The organism is Methylocystis sp., from assembly GCF_051062815.1.
In the GTDB taxonomy this organism is placed as follows: Bacteria; Pseudomonadota; Alphaproteobacteria; order Rhizobiales; family Beijerinckiaceae; genus Methylocystis.
In genome coordinates, this window is record NZ_JBPFDU010000082.1 from 1 (window position 1) to 15,469 (window position 15,469).

General features: G+C 61.7%; 16 protein-coding genes. 11 read left to right on the forward strand and 5 right to left on the reverse strand.

Features of this window, described 5'->3' with window-relative positions:
- From ACR65W_RS17490 to ACR65W_RS17505, 4 genes are all read right to left on the reverse strand, one after another.
- Positions 1 to 284 (reverse strand): pseudouridine synthase (locus ACR65W_RS17490; RefSeq protein WP_434502891.1); only part of this gene is annotated, 284 nt, incomplete at its 3' end.
- Between the two features lie 2 nt (positions 285 to 286).
- On the reverse strand, positions 287 to 721 hold the full coding sequence (locus ACR65W_RS17495; protein WP_434502893.1) for a hypothetical protein: 435 nt from the start codon (positions 719 to 721) through the stop codon (positions 287 to 289).
- A gap of 450 nt (positions 722 to 1,171) precedes the next feature.
- Entirely contained in the window at positions 1,172 to 3,730 is a 2,559-nt protein-coding gene (gene acnB, locus ACR65W_RS17500; RefSeq protein ID WP_434502895.1) for a bifunctional aconitate hydratase 2/2-methylisocitrate dehydratase, read from the reverse strand.
- A 180-nt stretch (positions 3,731 to 3,910) separates the two neighbouring features.
- Complete coding sequence (locus ACR65W_RS17505; RefSeq protein ID WP_434502897.1) at positions 3,911 to 4,156, reverse strand: hypothetical protein; 246 nt, start codon at positions 4,154 to 4,156, stop codon at positions 3,911 to 3,913.
- A 129-nt stretch (positions 4,157 to 4,285) separates the two neighbouring features.
- Here ACR65W_RS17505 and purB point away from each other — a divergent pair, with 129 nt between their 5' ends.
- Together purB and sugE are read left to right on the forward strand one after the other, a co-directional pair.
- Entirely contained in the window at positions 4,286 to 5,656 is a 1,371-nt protein-coding gene (gene purB, locus ACR65W_RS17510) for an adenylosuccinate lyase (protein WP_434502899.1), read from the forward strand.
- An 87-nt stretch (positions 5,657 to 5,743) separates the two neighbouring features.
- Positions 5,744 to 6,064: a quaternary ammonium compound efflux SMR transporter SugE gene (gene sugE / locus ACR65W_RS17515; RefSeq protein ID WP_434502901.1), complete on the forward strand. Its 321-nt coding sequence runs from the start codon at positions 5,744 to 5,746 to the stop codon at positions 6,062 to 6,064.
- A gap of 133 nt (positions 6,065 to 6,197) precedes the next feature.
- On the opposite strand, the gene ACR65W_RS17520 is transcribed toward sugE, so the two are convergent.
- Entirely contained in the window at positions 6,198 to 6,506 is a 309-nt protein-coding gene (locus ACR65W_RS17520; protein WP_434502903.1) for a hypothetical protein, read from the reverse strand.
- 84 nt (positions 6,507 to 6,590) lie between these two features.
- Between ACR65W_RS17520 and wrbA the strand changes: the two genes are divergently transcribed.
- The 9 genes from wrbA to ACR65W_RS17565 all read left to right on the forward strand — a co-directional run bounded on the left by wrbA (position 6,591) and on the right by ACR65W_RS17565 (position 15,463).
- Positions 6,591 to 7,184 (forward strand): NAD(P)H:quinone oxidoreductase, encoded by a 594-nt coding sequence (gene wrbA, locus ACR65W_RS17525; RefSeq protein ID WP_434502905.1) that lies wholly within the window; start codon positions 6,591 to 6,593, stop codon positions 7,182 to 7,184.
- Between the two features lie 124 nt (positions 7,185 to 7,308).
- A complete protein-coding gene (locus ACR65W_RS17530; protein WP_434502907.1) occupies positions 7,309 to 8,007 on the forward strand; it encodes a HugZ family protein in 699 nt (232 codons plus the stop codon).
- The gene (locus tag ACR65W_RS17535; RefSeq protein WP_434502909.1) at positions 8,004 to 8,345 is read left to right on the forward strand and encodes a DUF2069 domain-containing protein; all 342 of its coding nucleotides are present in this window, start codon (positions 8,004 to 8,006) and stop codon (positions 8,343 to 8,345) included. Before ACR65W_RS17530 ends, ACR65W_RS17535 begins: the two co-directional genes overlap by 4 nt.
- 372 nt (positions 8,346 to 8,717) lie before the next feature.
- A complete protein-coding gene (locus tag ACR65W_RS17540; RefSeq protein WP_434502910.1) occupies positions 8,718 to 9,164 on the forward strand; it encodes a chemotaxis protein CheW in 447 nt (148 codons plus the stop codon).
- A 1-nt stretch (position 9,165) separates the two neighbouring features.
- Positions 9,166 to 10,536: a CheR family methyltransferase gene (locus ACR65W_RS17545; RefSeq protein ID WP_434502912.1), complete on the forward strand. Its 1,371-nt coding sequence runs from the start codon at positions 9,166 to 9,168 to the stop codon at positions 10,534 to 10,536.
- The gene (locus ACR65W_RS17550; RefSeq protein ID WP_434502914.1) at positions 10,533 to 11,123 is read left to right on the forward strand and encodes a chemotaxis protein CheW; all 591 of its coding nucleotides are present in this window, start codon (positions 10,533 to 10,535) and stop codon (positions 11,121 to 11,123) included. Before ACR65W_RS17545 ends, ACR65W_RS17550 begins: the two co-directional genes overlap by 4 nt.
- Positions 11,124 to 11,272: 149 nt before the next feature.
- Entirely contained in the window at positions 11,273 to 13,141 is a 1,869-nt protein-coding gene (locus tag ACR65W_RS17555; protein ID WP_434502916.1) for a TonB-dependent receptor plug domain-containing protein, read from the forward strand.
- Positions 13,129 to 13,665: a YfiR family protein gene (locus ACR65W_RS17560; protein ID WP_434502918.1), complete on the forward strand. Its 537-nt coding sequence runs from the start codon at positions 13,129 to 13,131 to the stop codon at positions 13,663 to 13,665. The genes ACR65W_RS17555 and ACR65W_RS17560 overlap by 13 nt, the downstream gene beginning before the upstream one ends.
- A gap of 28 nt (positions 13,666 to 13,693) precedes the next feature.
- A complete protein-coding gene (locus ACR65W_RS17565; RefSeq protein ID WP_434502920.1) occupies positions 13,694 to 15,463 on the forward strand; it encodes a methyl-accepting chemotaxis protein in 1,770 nt (589 codons plus the stop codon).
- The last annotated feature ends 6 nt before the right edge of the window (positions 15,464 to 15,469 follow it).

Genomic DNA, 15,469 nt, shown 5'->3' on the forward strand with positions numbered 1-15,469 from the left:
TGCCCGCGCACGACGGCCAGATAAGTCTTGGCGACCTGCTGCGCCTCGAATTGCGCCGTCAGCGCCTTGCCAGCCTCCGGCTGCAACGCGAACAGCAGCACGCCGGACGTGCCCTTATCGAGCCGATGGACGGCGTAAACCTTGCAACCGATCTGGTCGCGCACGATCTGCACCGCAAAGCGAGTTTCGTGCCGGTCGATATCCGTGCGATGCACCAGCAGACCGGAAGGCTTGTGCACCGCGATGAGATAGTCATCGCGGTAGAGAACGGGCAAATGCTCCAAGGTCAGATCAAATGGCCAAGGATGAAGCCGATAATGATCCCGACAATGAGCGCGATGGTCAGCCCGCGATAGGTCAGCACGTCCTTGGAATAACCGCGCTTGATCGCAATAAAGGAAACCAGATAACCCAGCGCATTCAGCAGCCAGATAATCGGGATGGCCAGCACCTTGACGATCAGCGGCCCGATGAAAGGGATCAGCCCGAGAACCCCGATCACCCAGGCGAAAAGACTGGACAGCACACCGAACAGCACCGCCCCGCCCACGATCACGCGGTCGTCGACGTTAAGGCGGAAACCCAGCCAGACGAGAAAGACCAACACCGCCAGCAATGGCAGCATGACCTTCCAGCTTTTCAGCGCGGCGTGGGGGAAAAGCGAGGCTTCGGTAAAAGGCTTTACGGGAATTTCAGTTTTCTCAGGCTTACGGCTTGCCATGTTTTTCTTCTCCGGTCGTTACGTTAAAAAGCGGGATTCCGGCTTTCGCCGGAATGACGTCTCGAGAAGTCACCTCAAGTCTACGATAGTGACATTCCGGGCTTTTCCTTTCCCCTGACGCCACGCTGAGCAGCGCAGGCAAGCCGGGGGCAGTCGGCGGCCGTCTGTTTGAGCGTAGCGAGTTCAGGCCGCCGCCCGGCTTGTCGAGCAGCGCAAGGGAGCCGAAGGCCGTGGTGTGGGGTGTCGTTTTCTTTGGGTTCTTTCTTTTGGACAAGCAAAAGAAAGAACCTCGCCTGTCGGGGCGAGACCCGACCTACCCAAGCTTCAATCACCGCGTGGGCAACGAGTTGCCCACCCTGCGGGCCGGCTAAGGCCAAAACATTCCGAGGAGGGAACAGCCCCTCACCCTAGCCCTCTCCCGCAAGGGGAGAGGGAACCGAGATGCTCGGCTTACACCGGCACCTCGGAGATCGGAATAATCTTCTTCACATACTCCGGCATCTTGTCGAAGTTCAGATAGCGGTAAATATTCCCCGCATCCTTCGACAACTTATCGCCGATCACCGCCAGATACTCTTCCGGCGTCGGCATCTTGCCCATACGCGCGCACACCGCCGCCAGCTCGGCCGAACCGAGATAGACGCGAGCGTCCTTGCCCATGCGGTTGTCGAAGTTGCGCGTGCTGGTGGAGAACACCGTCGCGCGGTCCGCCACGCGCGCCTGGTTGCCCATGCACAGCGAACAGCCCGGCACTTCGGTGCGCGCACCAGCGCGGCCGAACACCGAATAGGCGCCCTCTTCGCGCAGTTCGGCTTCGTCCATGCGCGTCGGCGGCGCGATCCACAAACGCGTCGGGATGATGCCGGCGTCTTCCAGCACCTTGGCGGCAGCGCGGTAGTGACCGATATTCGTCATACAACTACCGATGAACACTTCGTCGATCTTGTCGCCGACTACCGCGGACAGCGGCTTGATGTCGTCTGGATCGTTGGGGCAGGCCACCAGCGGTTCCTTGATCTGGTTGAGGTCGATTTCCAGCACGTAGGCATACTCCGCGTCGGCATCCGGTTGCAGCAGTTCCGGCTTGGCCAGCCAGGCTTCCATCGCCTCGATGCGGCGGCGCAGCGTACGCGCGTCCTCGTAGCCGTTGGCGATCATGTTTTCCATCAGCACGATGTTGGAATTGAGGAACTCGATGATGGGTTCCTTGTTGAGGCGCACCGCGCAGCCGTTGGCGGAACGCTCGGCGGAGGCGTCGGCGAACTCGAACGCCTGTTCCACCTTTAAGTCCGGCAGGCCCTCGATTTCCAGGATGCGGCCGTTGAAGACGTTCTTCTTGCCCTGCTTGCCGACCGTCAGCTCGCCCTTCTGGATTGCCGCATAGGGAATCGCATTGACCAGATCGCGTAGCGTGATGCCGGGCTGCATGTCGCCCTTGAAGCGCACCAGCACCGATTCCGGCATGTCGAGCGGCATCGCGCCCATCGCCGCGGCAAACGCCACCAGGCCGGAACCGGCCGGGAAGGAGATGCCAATCGGGAAGCGAGTGTGCGAGTCGCCGCCGGTGCCCACGGTATCCGGCAGGATCATGCGGTTGAGCCAGGAGTGGATCACGCCGTCGCCGGGGCGCAAGCTGACACCGCCGCGACTGGACATGAACTCCGGCAGCGAGTGCTGCAGCTTGATATCGACCGGCTTGGGATAGGCCGCGGTGTGGCAGAAACTCTGCATCACCAGGTCGGCGGAGAAGCCGAGACAGGCCAGTTCCTTCAATTCGTCGCGCGTCATCGCGCCGGTGGTGTCTTGCGAGCCGACGGTGGTGATCTTGGGTTCGCAATAGGTGCCGGGGCGGATGCCTTCCACGCCGCAGGCATGGCCCACCATCTTCTGCGCCAGCGTGTAGCCCTTGCCGGTGTCCTTGGGCGCAATCGGCTTGATGAACAGTTCGGACGACGGCAGACCCAGCGCTTCGCGCGCCTTAGTGGTGAGGCCGCGGCCGATGATCAGCGGAATGCGACCGCCGGCGCGCACTTCGTCCGGCATCGTCAAGGGTGCCAACTCGAAGGTGCTGATGGTCTCGCCCGCTTCGTTGGTGATCTTGCCGGTGAACGGATGAATCACGATCACGTCGCCGGTGTTCATCTGGCTCACGTCGCACTGGATCGGCAGCGCGCCGGAATCCTCGGCGGTGTTGAAGAAAATCGGCGCGATCTTGCCGCCCAGCACGATGCCGCCGGTGCGCTTGTTGGGGATGTAAGGGATGTCCTCGCCCATATGCCATTGCACAGAATTGATCGCGGATTTGCGCGAGGAGCCGGTGCCGACCACGTCGCCGACGTAGGCCAGCGGCAGCCCCTTTTCTTTCAGTTTCTGGATGGTATCGAGGCCGTCCGGCATCTTGGACACCAGCATCGCCTTGGCGTGCAGCGGAATGTCCGGGCGCGACCAGGCTTCCTGCGCCGGCGAGAGATCGTCGGTATTGGTTTCGCCCGGCACCTTGAACACCACCGTGCGGATTTCCTGCGGCAGCGCCTTGCGTGCGGTGAACCACTCGGCTTCGGCCCAGGATTCGATCAGGCGCTTCGCCTGGGCATTGCCGGCCTTCATTTTTTCCTGCACATCGTGGAAGGCATCGAACATCAGCGTGGTGTGCTTCAGCGCGTTGGCGGCTTCTTCATCCAGCGGCGCATCCAGCAGCGCCACCAGCGCCTGCACGTTGTAGCCGCCGAGCATGGTGCCCAGCAGTTGCACGGCCTTGACCGGGGTGACCAGCGGCGATGCGGCGTTGCCCAGCGCGATATCGGACAGGAAAGCGGCCTTCACATAGGCCGCCTGGTCCACACCGGCGGGAATGCGATTTTCCAACAGCTCGATCAGCGTCGCTTCTTCGCCAACCGGCGGATGCTTGAGCAGGGCGACCAGTTCGGCGGTCTGCTCGGCGGTCAGGGGAAGCGGCGGCAGGCCCAGCGCGGCGCGCTCGGCCACGTGGTCACGGTAGGCGTTCAACATGGCAAGTTCACTAGTGAAAAGGGAATCGGGAAATTATACAGGCCGCGCCGCAGGCGCGAAACGGCGATTAAGTACTGAAACGAAGTCGGCGCTCGTAGCGCTGGCGTTTCGCCTGTAACAAACCATGCGTATGGGGGATGCAGGCGAGGACGCCTGCGCTACCGGCTTCAGTAACCGGCTTCAATAAAAAGATCGACTGAATGGCGACGCGCAACTCCTGGCGTCGGCCTTGGCGCTCATTTCGTCCAGCAGTTCGCTGCGGTAGCCCTTGCCGTTCTGCGCCTCGAGGTAAGCGCGGACTTCGCTGATGGAGACCATGCCGTCGTGGTCCTTATCCATGTTGCGGATGTTGTCCTCGACGCTCGCCGCCGGCGCAAACGACTCCTCCGCCCCAGCGGGGGACGAAACCAGCGCGATCAGCAGCAAGAGATATCTGGCAGGCATGACTCCATTATATAAGCAAGTTCTGATAATGCCAGTGTCGCATTCCCCAAGACAAAAGCTTGCTCTAAAAGGTAAAATAATGAATTACTTCAAACATCCCAGATTTTCCTCATGGACCTCACCGCACTGAACGCTCTTTCCCCGCTCGACGGCCGTTATCAATCCAAACTCGATGCACTGCGCCCATACTTCAGCGAATATGCTCTTATCCGCCATCGCGCACTGGTCGAAGTCGAATGGCTGAAGGCACTGGCTGCCGATCCGGCCATCGCGGAAGTCGCCGAATTCTCGGCGCCCACCCTCAAGGAGCTTGACGACGCGATTGCCGGGTTCGGAGAAATCGAGGCAGCGGAAGTCAAGGCCATCGAATCGCGCACCAACCACGACGTGAAGGCGCTCGAATACTGGTTGAAGGAACGCTTCTACAGCAATCCGGAAATCCGCAAGGCAAGCGAGTTCATCCATTTCGCCTGCACCTCGGAAGACATCAACAACCTGTCGCACGCGCTGATGCTGAAATCCGCGCGCGACAGCGTGCTGCTGCCGATGCTGGACCAACTGATAGCCAACCTCGTCGCCCAGGCGCACGACTTGGCCGATGCCGCGATGCTGGCGCACACCCACGGCCAGCCGGCCTCTCCCACCACGCTGGGCAAGGAACTCGCCAACGTGGTCTACCGCCTGCGCCGCCAGAAAAAGCAGATCGCCGGCGTGGAAATCCTCGGCAAGATCAACGGCGCCGTCGGCAACTTCAACGCGCACCTGTCCGCCTACCCGGAATTCGACTGGGAAGCCTTCGCGCAGGAATTCGTGGAAGGACTGGGCCTCGCCTACAACCCCTACACCATCCAGATCGAGCCGCACGACTACATGGCCGAACTGTACGATGCCGTCAGCCGCATCAACACCATCCTGATCGACCTCGACCGCGACATTTGGGGCTATATTTCGATGGGCTACTTCAAACAGAAGGTCAAAGAAGGCGAAGTCGGCTCCTCGACCATGCCGCACAAGGTCAACCCGATCGACTTCGAGAACTCCGAGGGCAATCTCGGCATGGCCAACGCGGTGCTGCGCCATCTCGCCGAAAAACTGCCGATCTCGCGCTGGCAGCGCGACCTCACCGACTCCACGGTGCTGCGCAACATGGGCGTGGCGTTCGGCTATTCGCTGCTGGGCTACGACTCCTGCCTGAAAGGCCTGGGCAAGCTGGAAGCGAACCGCGCCAAGCTGGCCGAAGACCTTGATGATTCCTGGGAAGTGCTGGCCGAGCCGATCCAGACCGTAATGCGCCGCTACGGCGTCGAAAATCCTTACGAGCAGCTAAAGGCGCTCACACGCGGCAAAGGCGGCATCACCAAGGAAGCGCTGCACGAATTCATCGGCGGGCTCGCGATCCCGGAAGAGGCAAAACAGGGTTTGCTGGAAATGACCCCGGCCAGCTATATCGGCAAAGCAGAAAATCTGGCAAGGCGCATCTAGGGCGGAGGCCCTGGTCGCGCCGCCCGGACAGGGACGACCTTGTCCGCAGACCGACCGGGGACGGCCCCAAACCAAAGGAGTACTTCAATGGCTTGGCTCATCCTGACCCTGGCGGGACTGTTCGAGATCGCGTGGGCGATCGGACTCAAATATACCGAAGGCTTCACGCGCTGGTGGCCGTCGCTGACGACGGTGGCGGCGATGATCGTCAGCATCCTGCTGCTGGCAGCCGCAATGAAGACCCTGCCGGTCGGCACCGCTTATGCGGTGTGGACCGGCATCGGTTCGATCGGCACGGTGATATTGGGAATCCTGCTGTTCAACGAGCCGGCGACGGTAGCGCGTTTGTTCTGTGTGACGCTGATCATTGCCGGCATTATCGGCCTGCGGTTATTCGCCGAAGGCTGAGCCACTTCTGCCCGGCCTACGACTACTGCGTAAGCATCCTGCCAACGTACTTTTGCGTATCTTGCCGCGAGAAACAAGTTAGTTCACCACTGACAGTCAGCAACTCATCACGCGATTGCTCTTGAGATGGGTTCTACTTGCCGATCATCGAGCCGCGATTGAAATCCTTGTCGCCGGGAGGAATGCAGCGTCCGAAGCCAAAAACGCCGCCGCGCCAGCCGGGCGGGCAGACCTGGTTTTCGGGATACTGCTTGGCGACTTCCTGCGCAGCCTTGGCTTTTTGCGTATCCACGAACTCCCAGCGGCCATTCGGATGCAGGATGACCTTATCCCCGGCCGCGGTCGTCGCCTCCATCTTTTCGCCTGGGGCGTCGGCGGCAAACACCGGCAACGCGAACATCGTCATGACGAAAACGTAAGGGAACATTCTGGCGAAAGTCATGGCGAGTTCTCGAAAAATGAAAGATTCGAAATTCTATCGTCAATCCCGGCGGCTGCGTATGCACGATTCCAGTAAAATACAACCATGACCGACATTCTCGTACTCTATTACTCGCACGGCGGCGCGGTGCGCGACATGGCCCAACTGATTGCGCGCGGCATCGAAAGCGTCCCCGGCGCGAAAGCGCGTATACGCACCGTACCGCGCGTTTCTACCGTCTGCGAAGCCACCGAACCGGAGGTTCCCGACAGCGGCGCGCCTTATGCCGAATTGAAGGACCTGGAGGAATGTGCCGGCCTGGCGCTGGGCAGTCCCACCCGCTTCGGCAACATGGCGGCACCGCTCAAATACTTCCTCGACGGTACGACCAATCTGTGGGTGAACGGTGCGCTGATCGGCAAGCCGGCAGCACTCTTCACCTCGACCGGCTCGATGCACGGCGGGCAGGAAACGACGCTGATTTCCATGATGCTGCCGCTGATGCATCACGGCATGCTGATCCTGGGCTTGCCGTATTCCGAAGCCGAACTGACAACCACCACCGCCGGCGGAACCCCTTACGGCGCCAGCCATGTGGCGGGCGCGCTGGACGACAAGCCGATTACCGACGCCGAGCGCAAGCTGTGCATCGTACTGGGCAAGCGGCTGGCGGAAACGGCGCTGAAGCTAAACGCATGAGGAGGATCGAACAGCCGCCTTGTAGCGCAGGCGTCCTCGCCTGCATACCCCTCACCCCAACCCTCTCCCGCAAGGGGAGAGGGAGTTTTAATGCAGGCGAGGACGCCTGCGCTACGGGTTCGCCATGACGCATGCAGCGGACGCCCGCAAATTTCTTTACGCGACGCATAGCGGCGTACTTTCCACGATCTCGGCCCGGCTGAAAGGCTATCCGTTCGGTTCGATTGCACCTTTCGTGCTGGATCACGCCGGCAACCCGCTGATACTGATTTCGACGATTGCGGAGCACACCAAAAACATCCAGGCCGACCCGCGCGTCTCGTTGATCGCGTTCGACCCGGCCAGCCCGGACATGCAGGCCGGCGCGCGGCTGACGCTGGTGGGCGATGCCGCAATTGCACCCAAGGACGACGCGCTGCGCGCCCGCTACCTGCGTTATTTGCCGCAGGCCGCAAGCTATTTCGACATGCACGACTTCCAGTTTTACCGCATTGCGGTGCAGCAGGCGCGCTATATCGGCGGCTTCGGCAAGATCCACTGGATTCCCGGACTGGAATTGCGCCCGCCGGCCAATCGCCTGGCGCAACAGGAGGCGGCGATACTTGACCACATGAATGCCGATCACGCCGAAAATCTGCGCGCCTACTGCCGGCACGTACACGGCAAGGACACGGAGAGCGCCGCAATGACAGGCATAGACACCGATGGATTCGATGTGACGGCAGACGGGCGCCTGCTGCGCTTTTCGTTCGACACGCCGGTGACCGATGCGCAAGAGGCACGCGTTGCGCTGGTGGCTCTGGCGCAGGCGTGCCGCGCATGATCGCCGCCCTGCGCCTCGCGGCAAGCATCAGCCTGATCGCCCTCATTCTGCTGTGCCTGGCGTGGGAAGGCTGGCTGGCACCGCTGCGTCCGGGCGGCTCGCTGCTCATCCTCAAGGCGGCTCCGTTATTGCTGCCCTTGTTCGGCATACTGCGCGGTAAACGCTACACCTACCAATGGTCGTCGATGTTCATCCTGCTCTGGTTCACCGAGGGCACGGTGCGTGCCTACGCCGACTCCGGACTGTCTGCCGGACTGGCTGGAATCGAAGTCCTGCTGACGTTCGTTTTCTTTGTCAGCGCCATCTATTACGCCCGATTCTCTGCAAAAACCGCGTAATTTTTCACATTACGGAACCATTGCCTCCCCGCCTTACCCATTACGCATAACCATATGTTTAAAAATGTAAATTTTTTATAAAAAAATGCTATGCTGATTTCGTGATCGCCGCAGACAAGAGCGGCGCCACTGCTGGATAGGCGCGTTAAGTTCATCTTGTTAACATAAAAACCAAGAAGAATCTTAAATGAGCATGTATGGCACGTTCATAGGCGAGAAACCGCACGCCCGCAAGCCCGGGGCGAACCCAACCAGTCAAACATCTGGTTTGCGGGTCGCTGCATACCTCGATTTGGCAGTTCTTTCCGGTTTTTCCTCCTTATATCCTCGATTTAAACCCGCTTCGTCCGGCCGTTCGGCAAAGGTGCGCCTATGACTTCGTTGCTGGTGTTCAGGCTGGACGATTGGAAATGCGCGCTGCCGCTGGCAGCGGTGGAGCGCAGCTACCGTGCGGTGGCAGTCACGCCACTGCCCGGGGCGCCGGAAAAAGTCATGGGCATCGTCAACGTGCATGGCGTCGTGCATCCGGTCATCGACTTCAGGCATTGCTTCGGCTTGCCGACGCGTCCGCTGTCCCCCGCCGACCACCTCATCATCGGCCGCACCTGGCGGCGGAGCGTGGCGCTGGTCGTGGATAGCGTGGAAGGCGTGTTCGACTACGCCCTCGCGGAGATCGCCGATGCGGCAACCATACTGCCGGACATGGCATATGTTTCCGGCATCGTCCGCATGCCGGACGGCATGGTGTTGATCCATGATCTCGACCGCTTTCTTTCGCTGGAAGAAGAAACCCTGCTGGATCAGGCGCTGGAGACATGAGATGGAAAACTCCCGCGACCTGCCGCTGCTGCCTGCACTGAGCGACGTTCTCGCCCGGCAGATCGGTCTCCACTTCCCGCCGGAGCGCTGGCCGGAGCTACTGCGCGGGCTGCAAGGCATGGCGCGCGAGTTGCATTTCAGCACTCTGCCGGACTACTTCGCCCAACTGCTGTCGCAGCCATTAACCAGGCAGCAGATCGAAATACTCGCGCGCCACCTGACCATAGGCGAAACCTATTTCTTCCGCGAACCGCAGGTATTCGAAGCGCTCCAGTGCCACGTCCTGCCCGCACTCATCGAGGAACGACGGCAGTCCACGCGGCAGTTGCGGCTGTGGAGCGCCGGCTGCTCGACCGGCGAGGAGGCTTATTCCCTCGCCATCCTGCTGCATCGCATGATTCCCGACATCGCCGAGTGGAACATCACCGTACTGGGCACGGACATCAACCCGCAGGCGCTGGAGAAAGCCGCTGCCGGGATTTATGGCGAATGGTCTTTCCGCGGCGCACCGCCGTGGCTGCGCGAGCGCTATTTCAGGCATGCCGGCAAAAACCTTTACGAAATCATTCCCGCCGTCCGCAACATGGTCATGTTCGCCTATCTCAATCTGGCGGACGACACATATCCTTCGCCGGCCGGCAACACCGGTGCGATGGATATCGTGTTCTGCCGCAATGTGCTGATGTATTTCGAGCCGGAGATGGCGGCGCGGGTGGTCGAAAAACACTATCGGGCCCTGGTGAAAAACGGCTGGCTGGCGGTCAGCCCATCGGAGATTTCGCAAACCTCGTTCGCACGCTTCGTTCCGGCCTACCTGCCGGGCGCCATCCTGCACCAGAAAAGCAGCCCCCCGCCAAAACCGGAACAACCCGCCGTCACGATATCCGCCAAGGTCGTCGAGGCGATCCGGCCCAAGCTGCCCAAAACAATACGGCCCACGGCTGTCGCAACCGCGCAAAAGATCGACGTAGCGGCGCTGCTGCTGACGGCAAGAACCCACGCCAATCGCGGCGAACTGCCGGCGGCGCAGGAGTTATGCCAACGGGCGGTGGCAACGGATCGGCTCAATCCGCTCGGCCACTATCTGCTGGGGGCGATCCTGCAGGAACTGGGGCGCAGTGCGGAAGCCGCGCTTGCGCATAAACGCACGCTCTATCTCGACCCGGAATTCGTGCTCGCCCACTTCGCTCTCGGCAACATTTATCGCGACCAGCACCAGCCGCATGTCGCAGCGAAGCATTTCGATAACGCGCTGCTGATCCTGGAAAAACAGCGGGAAGACGACCTGCTGCCGGAATCCGACGGGCTGACCAGCGGTCGCTTGATGGAAATCATCCGCAGCGGGACGCGCAAAGAGGATAAAGCGGCATGAAGCCCGCAACACCCCCGCAAAAACCAACACGCGCACGGGCCAGAAAAACCGCTGCGCGGGACATGGCGGCGATCAATGCCGGCAACGATCTGCTGCGGGCACGGGCGCGCCTGCTGGCGCAACCGCCGGATGCGGAAACCGCCGCGCCCGCCATCGAGGTGGTGACGCTGCTGCTGGCCTACGAGACTTACGCCATCGAAACGGCTTATGTACGCGAAGTCTATCCGCTGAAGGAGCTGACGCCGCTGCCTTGCACTCCGGCGTTCGTGGCCGGCATTGTCAACGTGCGCGGCCAGGTGATGTCGGTGATCGACCTCAAGCACCTGTTCGAACTGCCGCCAAAAGGCCTGACCGATCTCAACAAGATCGTCATCGTCTCGGACGGAGCGATGGAGTTCGGCATCCTGGCAGACGCCATCCTCGGCGTGCGGAACATTCCGCTGCATGAAATCCAGCCGGGGCTGCCCACGCTGACCGGCGTGCGCGAAGACTATCTTCAGGGCATCACCGCCGAAGGGCTGGTGGTGCTGGACGCGGCACGGCTTTTGCATAATGAAAACATAGTGATACACGAGGAAGTGACATGAAGCAATAAGCGCAGCAGCGCTGCATTTGCAACCGCAAGGGAGGACGCCGGACGGGTCGGCGCTCAGCCCGGGGAGGCAACGTGAGAGACTCGGCACACCATGCTTTCGGTATTTCGTTCGTCAAAACCGCTCGGCGCTTGGCGGGGGGCATGCTGCTGATCCCCGGCCTGGCATTCGGCGCCGCCGATAACGAAGCTGTCGATTTCTCGCACATGAGCATCGACGAGCTCGCCAACATCGAGATTTCCTCGGTCTCCAAGAAAAAGGAATCCTTAAGCGACGCCGCAGCCGCGGTGTTCGTGATCACCCAGGAAGACATCCGCCGCTCGGGCTACACCAGCGTGCCGGAAGCGCTGCGCCTGGCGCCCAATCTGCAGGTGGCGCGCGTCGACGCCAGCCAGTATGCGATCACCGCGCGCGGTTTCAACGGCACTGCCGCCAACAAGCTGCTGGTGCTGATCGACGGCCGCACCGTGTACACCCCGCTGTTCTCCGGCGTGTTTTGGGACGTGCAGGACGTGCTGCTGCAGGACGTCGAGCGCATCGAGGTGATCAGCGGCCCCGGCGGCGCGCTGTGGGGCTCGAATGCGGTCAACGGCGTCATCAACATCATCACCCGTTCCGCCCATGCCACCCAAGGCGCGCTGCTCAACGCCGGCGCCGGCACCGAAGAGCGCGGCGGCGCGGCGCGCTACGGCGGAAAGCTGAACGACAACACCGCCTTCCGCGTCTATGCCAAGGGCTTCGAGCGCGACGGGACGGAACGCGCCGACGGCACCAACGTGCACGACCGCTGGCACAAGCAGCAGGCGGGGTTCCGCGTGGATTCCGGCATCGAGGGCGACAAGTTCACCCTGCAGGGCGACCTCTACGACGGCGAATCCGACCAACTAGTCGGCAGCGACAAGACCCTCTCCGGCGTCAATCTGCTCAGCCGTTGGAACCACGCGCTGGGCGGCGACGACAGCCTGCAGGTGCAGGCCTACTTCGACCGCATACGCCGCAATTATCCCGGCACCTTCCGCGAGCGGCTCGATACCTACGATCTCGATATCCAGCACCGTTTCCGCTGGCGTCAGAGTCACGACATCGTCTGGGGCGGCGGCTATCGGGTGATGGAGGACCAGGTCGAGAACTCGGCCGCGCTGGCCTTCCTGCCCACTCGGCGCAGCCTGAAGCTGGCCAACCTCTTCGTGCAGGACAGTATCGCGCTCAGCGAACAACTGAAACTGACCCTAGGGGTCAAGCTCGAACACAACAGCTATACCGGCACGGAAACCCAGCCCAGCGCGCGGCTCGCCTGGAAACTGGATGACAAGTCGCTGCTCTGGTCGTCGGTGGCGCGGGCGGTGCGCACGCCGTCGCGCATCGACGGGGAATTCTTCGTCCCCGGCAACGCGCCCTTTTTGCTGATCGGCAACGACGATTTCGACTCGGAAGAGCTGACCGCCTATGAGATCGGCTACCGGGCGGACCCGACGGCCAAGCTGTCGTTCTCGGTTTCCACTTTTTACAACGTCTACGACAAGCTGCGCAGCATCGAATTGTCGCCCGGCGGCGGCCTCCCCTTCGTGTTCGGCAACAAGATGCGCGGCAATACCTATGGCGTGGAAATGTGGGGCACTTACCGCGTCAACGACTGGTGGCGGTTGAGCGCCGGCTACAACTACTTCAAGAAAGACCTGGAGTTGGCGTCCGACAGTGGCGACACCACCAGCCTGAATGGTTCGGAAACCGATCCGCGCTACCAGTTCTCGCTGCGCTCGTCGATGAACCTGGCGCACAACGTGGAGTTCGATGTTGCTTTGCGGTCGATCGGAGGAATTTCCGCCGGCGATATTCCCTCCTACACCGCGCTCGATGCCCGACTCGGCTGGGCTATCGCCAGGGGCGTCGCACTGTCCGTGAGCGGATACAACCTGCTGGATAGAGAACATCCGGAATTTGCAGCGACCTCCACCGCAATACCCAGCGAGTTGCGGCGCAGCGTGTATATGGAGATGTCATGGCAATTCTGATCCGCTCTGTCCATATGCTGCGGATCGCCTGCGCCCTGGTGCTGGCGTCCGCCGCCGCGCCGGCCGCCGAGCCGCTGGAATATGCGGTCAAGGCGGCCTATCTCACCAAGTTCGGCATTTATGTCGAGTGGCCGGACGCCTCTCCGGGTAGCCCGCTCAATCTCTGCGTCGCCGGCGAGGACCCTTTCGGCAAGGCGCTGGATTCGGCCGCCGCCAGCCAGCAGCCGGGCAACCGGCCAATCGCCGTCAAGCGCTTGAAGACCGCCACCCCCGAATCCGGCTGCAACATTCTGTTTATCGGCGGCGCCGATCCCGCCACGCCGCAAGTCATCGACAGCCTGCGCGGCAGCCCGATACTCACGGTCAGCGATGCCCGCGACAGCGGAGCCATCGTCAATTTCGTGATCAAGGACAACCGCGTCCGTTTCGAGATCGATGAAACCGCGGCCGAGCAGAACAATCTGGTACTCAGCTCCAAGCTGCTGGGGCTGGCACTCAATGTCAAGCCAAGGCAGCAACCATGACGGGCACGATCAACCGGGAGATTGCCCCATGAACAGGCTGCTCAACATTCCCATCGGACGCAAGCTCACGCTGATTACCGTGTTGGCGAGCGCCATCGCCCTGTTGTTGGCGGGCGTCATCATCGTCGCATACGACAGCGTGGCATACCGCACCCAGCAAAGGCAGGATGTCGCGGTGCGCGCCAACATCGTTGCGTCGAACGTCTCGGCAGCGCTGGTGTTCGGCGACCCCAAGGCGGCACAGGAGTATTTGCAGGCGCTGCGCTCCAACCCGGACATTAAGGCCGCGGCCGTGTACACCGACCAAGGCGAGCTCTTTACCCAATACCTGAGTGCGGACACCTCCACGCCTCCGCCGCCGCGGGCGCTGCCGCAAGGCACGCTGTTCCGCAACAACGAGCTGACGATCTTCTGGCCGATCATGGAAAAAATGCACCAGGTAGGCATGGTTTACATGCGCGTGCAAACCGAGCCGCTTATCAACCGCGTCGTGCGCTACGGCAGCATCATCCTGCTGGTGATGCTGGGTTCGCTGGCGATCACCCTCCCCGTATCCAGGCGGCTGCATGCGGTCATCGTCGAGCCGCTGCGGGACATGACGGAGGATGCCCGGCAGATCGCCGCCGGCGAAATCGTGGTGCGACCGATCAAACAGCCGCGCCATGACGAAATCGGCTTTCTGGAAGACAAATTCCGCGAAATGGCGGCTTCGCTGCATGAAAAAGCCACCATCGGCCGGCAAATAGCGCAGGGCGACCTGAACCTGAAAATCACGCCGCAATCGGACCGGGATGCGCTGGGCAACACCTTCGTGGCGATGGTGGACAGCTTGCGCGCCAAGGCGGAAGTCGCCGGAAAAATCGCTGCCGGCGACCTGACCGTGCAGATTGCCGCGCCCAGCGGGCACGACGTGCTGGGGCAGGCATTCGCTTCCATGGTGGAAAACCTGCGCGCGATCAACCGCGAACTGGCCGAAGGCGTCGGCGTGCTGGCGGCCTCGACCAGCGCGATCATGACCGGCACGTCGCAAATCGCCGCCGGCGCGACCGAAACCGCGACCATCGTGGCGCAGACCGTTTCCACGGTGGATGAAATGAAGCAGACCGTGCAGCTATCCAGCCAGAAGGCCAGGCACGTGTCGGATACCGCGCAGAAAGCGGTGGCTATTTCCCAGACCGGCCGCAAATCGGTCGAGGACGTGATCGACGGCATGAGTCTCATCCAGCAGCAGATGGAGTCCATCGCCCAGAGCATCGTGCGCCTGAGCGAACAAAGCCAGGCCATCGGCGAGATCGTCGCCACGGTGAAGGATCTGGCCGAGCAATCCAACCTGCTCGCCGTCAACGCCGCCATCGAGGCCAACAAGGCCGGCGAACACGGGCGGGGCTTTTCCGTGGTGGCGCAGGAGGTGAGGAACCTCGCCGAGCAATCGAAGAGAGCCACCGCCCAGATTCGCAGCCTGCTGGGCGATATCCAGAAAGGTACCAACATCGCGGTGCTGGCGACCGAGCAAGGCGCAAAAGCGGTGGCAAACGGCGTGCAGCAATCGCGCGAAGCCGGCGAGGCCATCCTGCAGCTGGCGGAAAGCATCGGTGAAAACGCGGCAGCGGCCAACCAGATCGCGGTGTCGGCACAGCAGCAGATGGTCGGCATGGATCAGTTGGCGCTGGCGACGGCCAACATCCGGGAAACCACCTCGCAGAACATGGAAAGCACGCGCCAGGCGGAAGTCGCCGCCCATAGCCTGCATGCGCTGGGCATCCGCCTGAAGCAACTGGTGGAGCGCTACAAGGTATGAAGCAAC

Bases quoted from the DNA above. Each gene is read 5' to 3' on its own strand.
- ACR65W_RS17535 (WP_434502909.1), top strand. From the start codon at position 8,004: ATGATCGCCGCCCTGCGCCTCGCGGCAAGCATCAGCCTGATCGCCCTC.
- ACR65W_RS17555 (WP_434502916.1), top strand. From the start codon at position 11,273: ATGCTGCTGATCCCCGGCCTGGCATTCGGCGCCGCCGATAACGAAGCT.
- wrbA (WP_434502905.1), top strand. From the start codon at position 6,591: ATGACCGACATTCTCGTACTCTATTACTCGCACGGCGGCGCGGTGCGC.
- sugE (WP_434502901.1), top strand. From the start codon at position 5,744: ATGGCTTGGCTCATCCTGACCCTGGCGGGACTGTTCGAGATCGCGTGG.
- ACR65W_RS17520 (WP_434502903.1), bottom strand. From the start codon at position 6,506: ATGACTTTCGCCAGAATGTTCCCTTACGTTTTCGTCATGACGATGTTC.
- acnB (WP_434502895.1), bottom strand. From the start codon at position 3,730: ATGTTGAACGCCTACCGTGACCACGTGGCCGAGCGCGCCGCGCTGGGC.
- ACR65W_RS17550 (WP_434502914.1), top strand. From the start codon at position 10,533: ATGAAGCCCGCAACACCCCCGCAAAAACCAACACGCGCACGGGCCAGA.
- ACR65W_RS17560 (WP_434502918.1), top strand. From the start codon at position 13,129: ATGGCAATTCTGATCCGCTCTGTCCATATGCTGCGGATCGCCTGCGCC.
- ACR65W_RS17540 (WP_434502910.1), top strand. From the start codon at position 8,718: ATGACTTCGTTGCTGGTGTTCAGGCTGGACGATTGGAAATGCGCGCTG.
- ACR65W_RS17545 (WP_434502912.1), top strand. From the start codon at position 9,166: ATGGAAAACTCCCGCGACCTGCCGCTGCTGCCTGCACTGAGCGACGTT.
- ACR65W_RS17565 (WP_434502920.1), top strand. From the start codon at position 13,694: ATGAACAGGCTGCTCAACATTCCCATCGGACGCAAGCTCACGCTGATT.
- ACR65W_RS17530 (WP_434502907.1), top strand. From the start codon at position 7,309: ATGACGCATGCAGCGGACGCCCGCAAATTTCTTTACGCGACGCATAGC.
- ACR65W_RS17495 (WP_434502893.1), bottom strand. From the start codon at position 721: ATGGCAAGCCGTAAGCCTGAGAAAACTGAAATTCCCGTAAAGCCTTTT.
- purB (WP_434502899.1), top strand. From the start codon at position 4,286: ATGGACCTCACCGCACTGAACGCTCTTTCCCCGCTCGACGGCCGTTAT.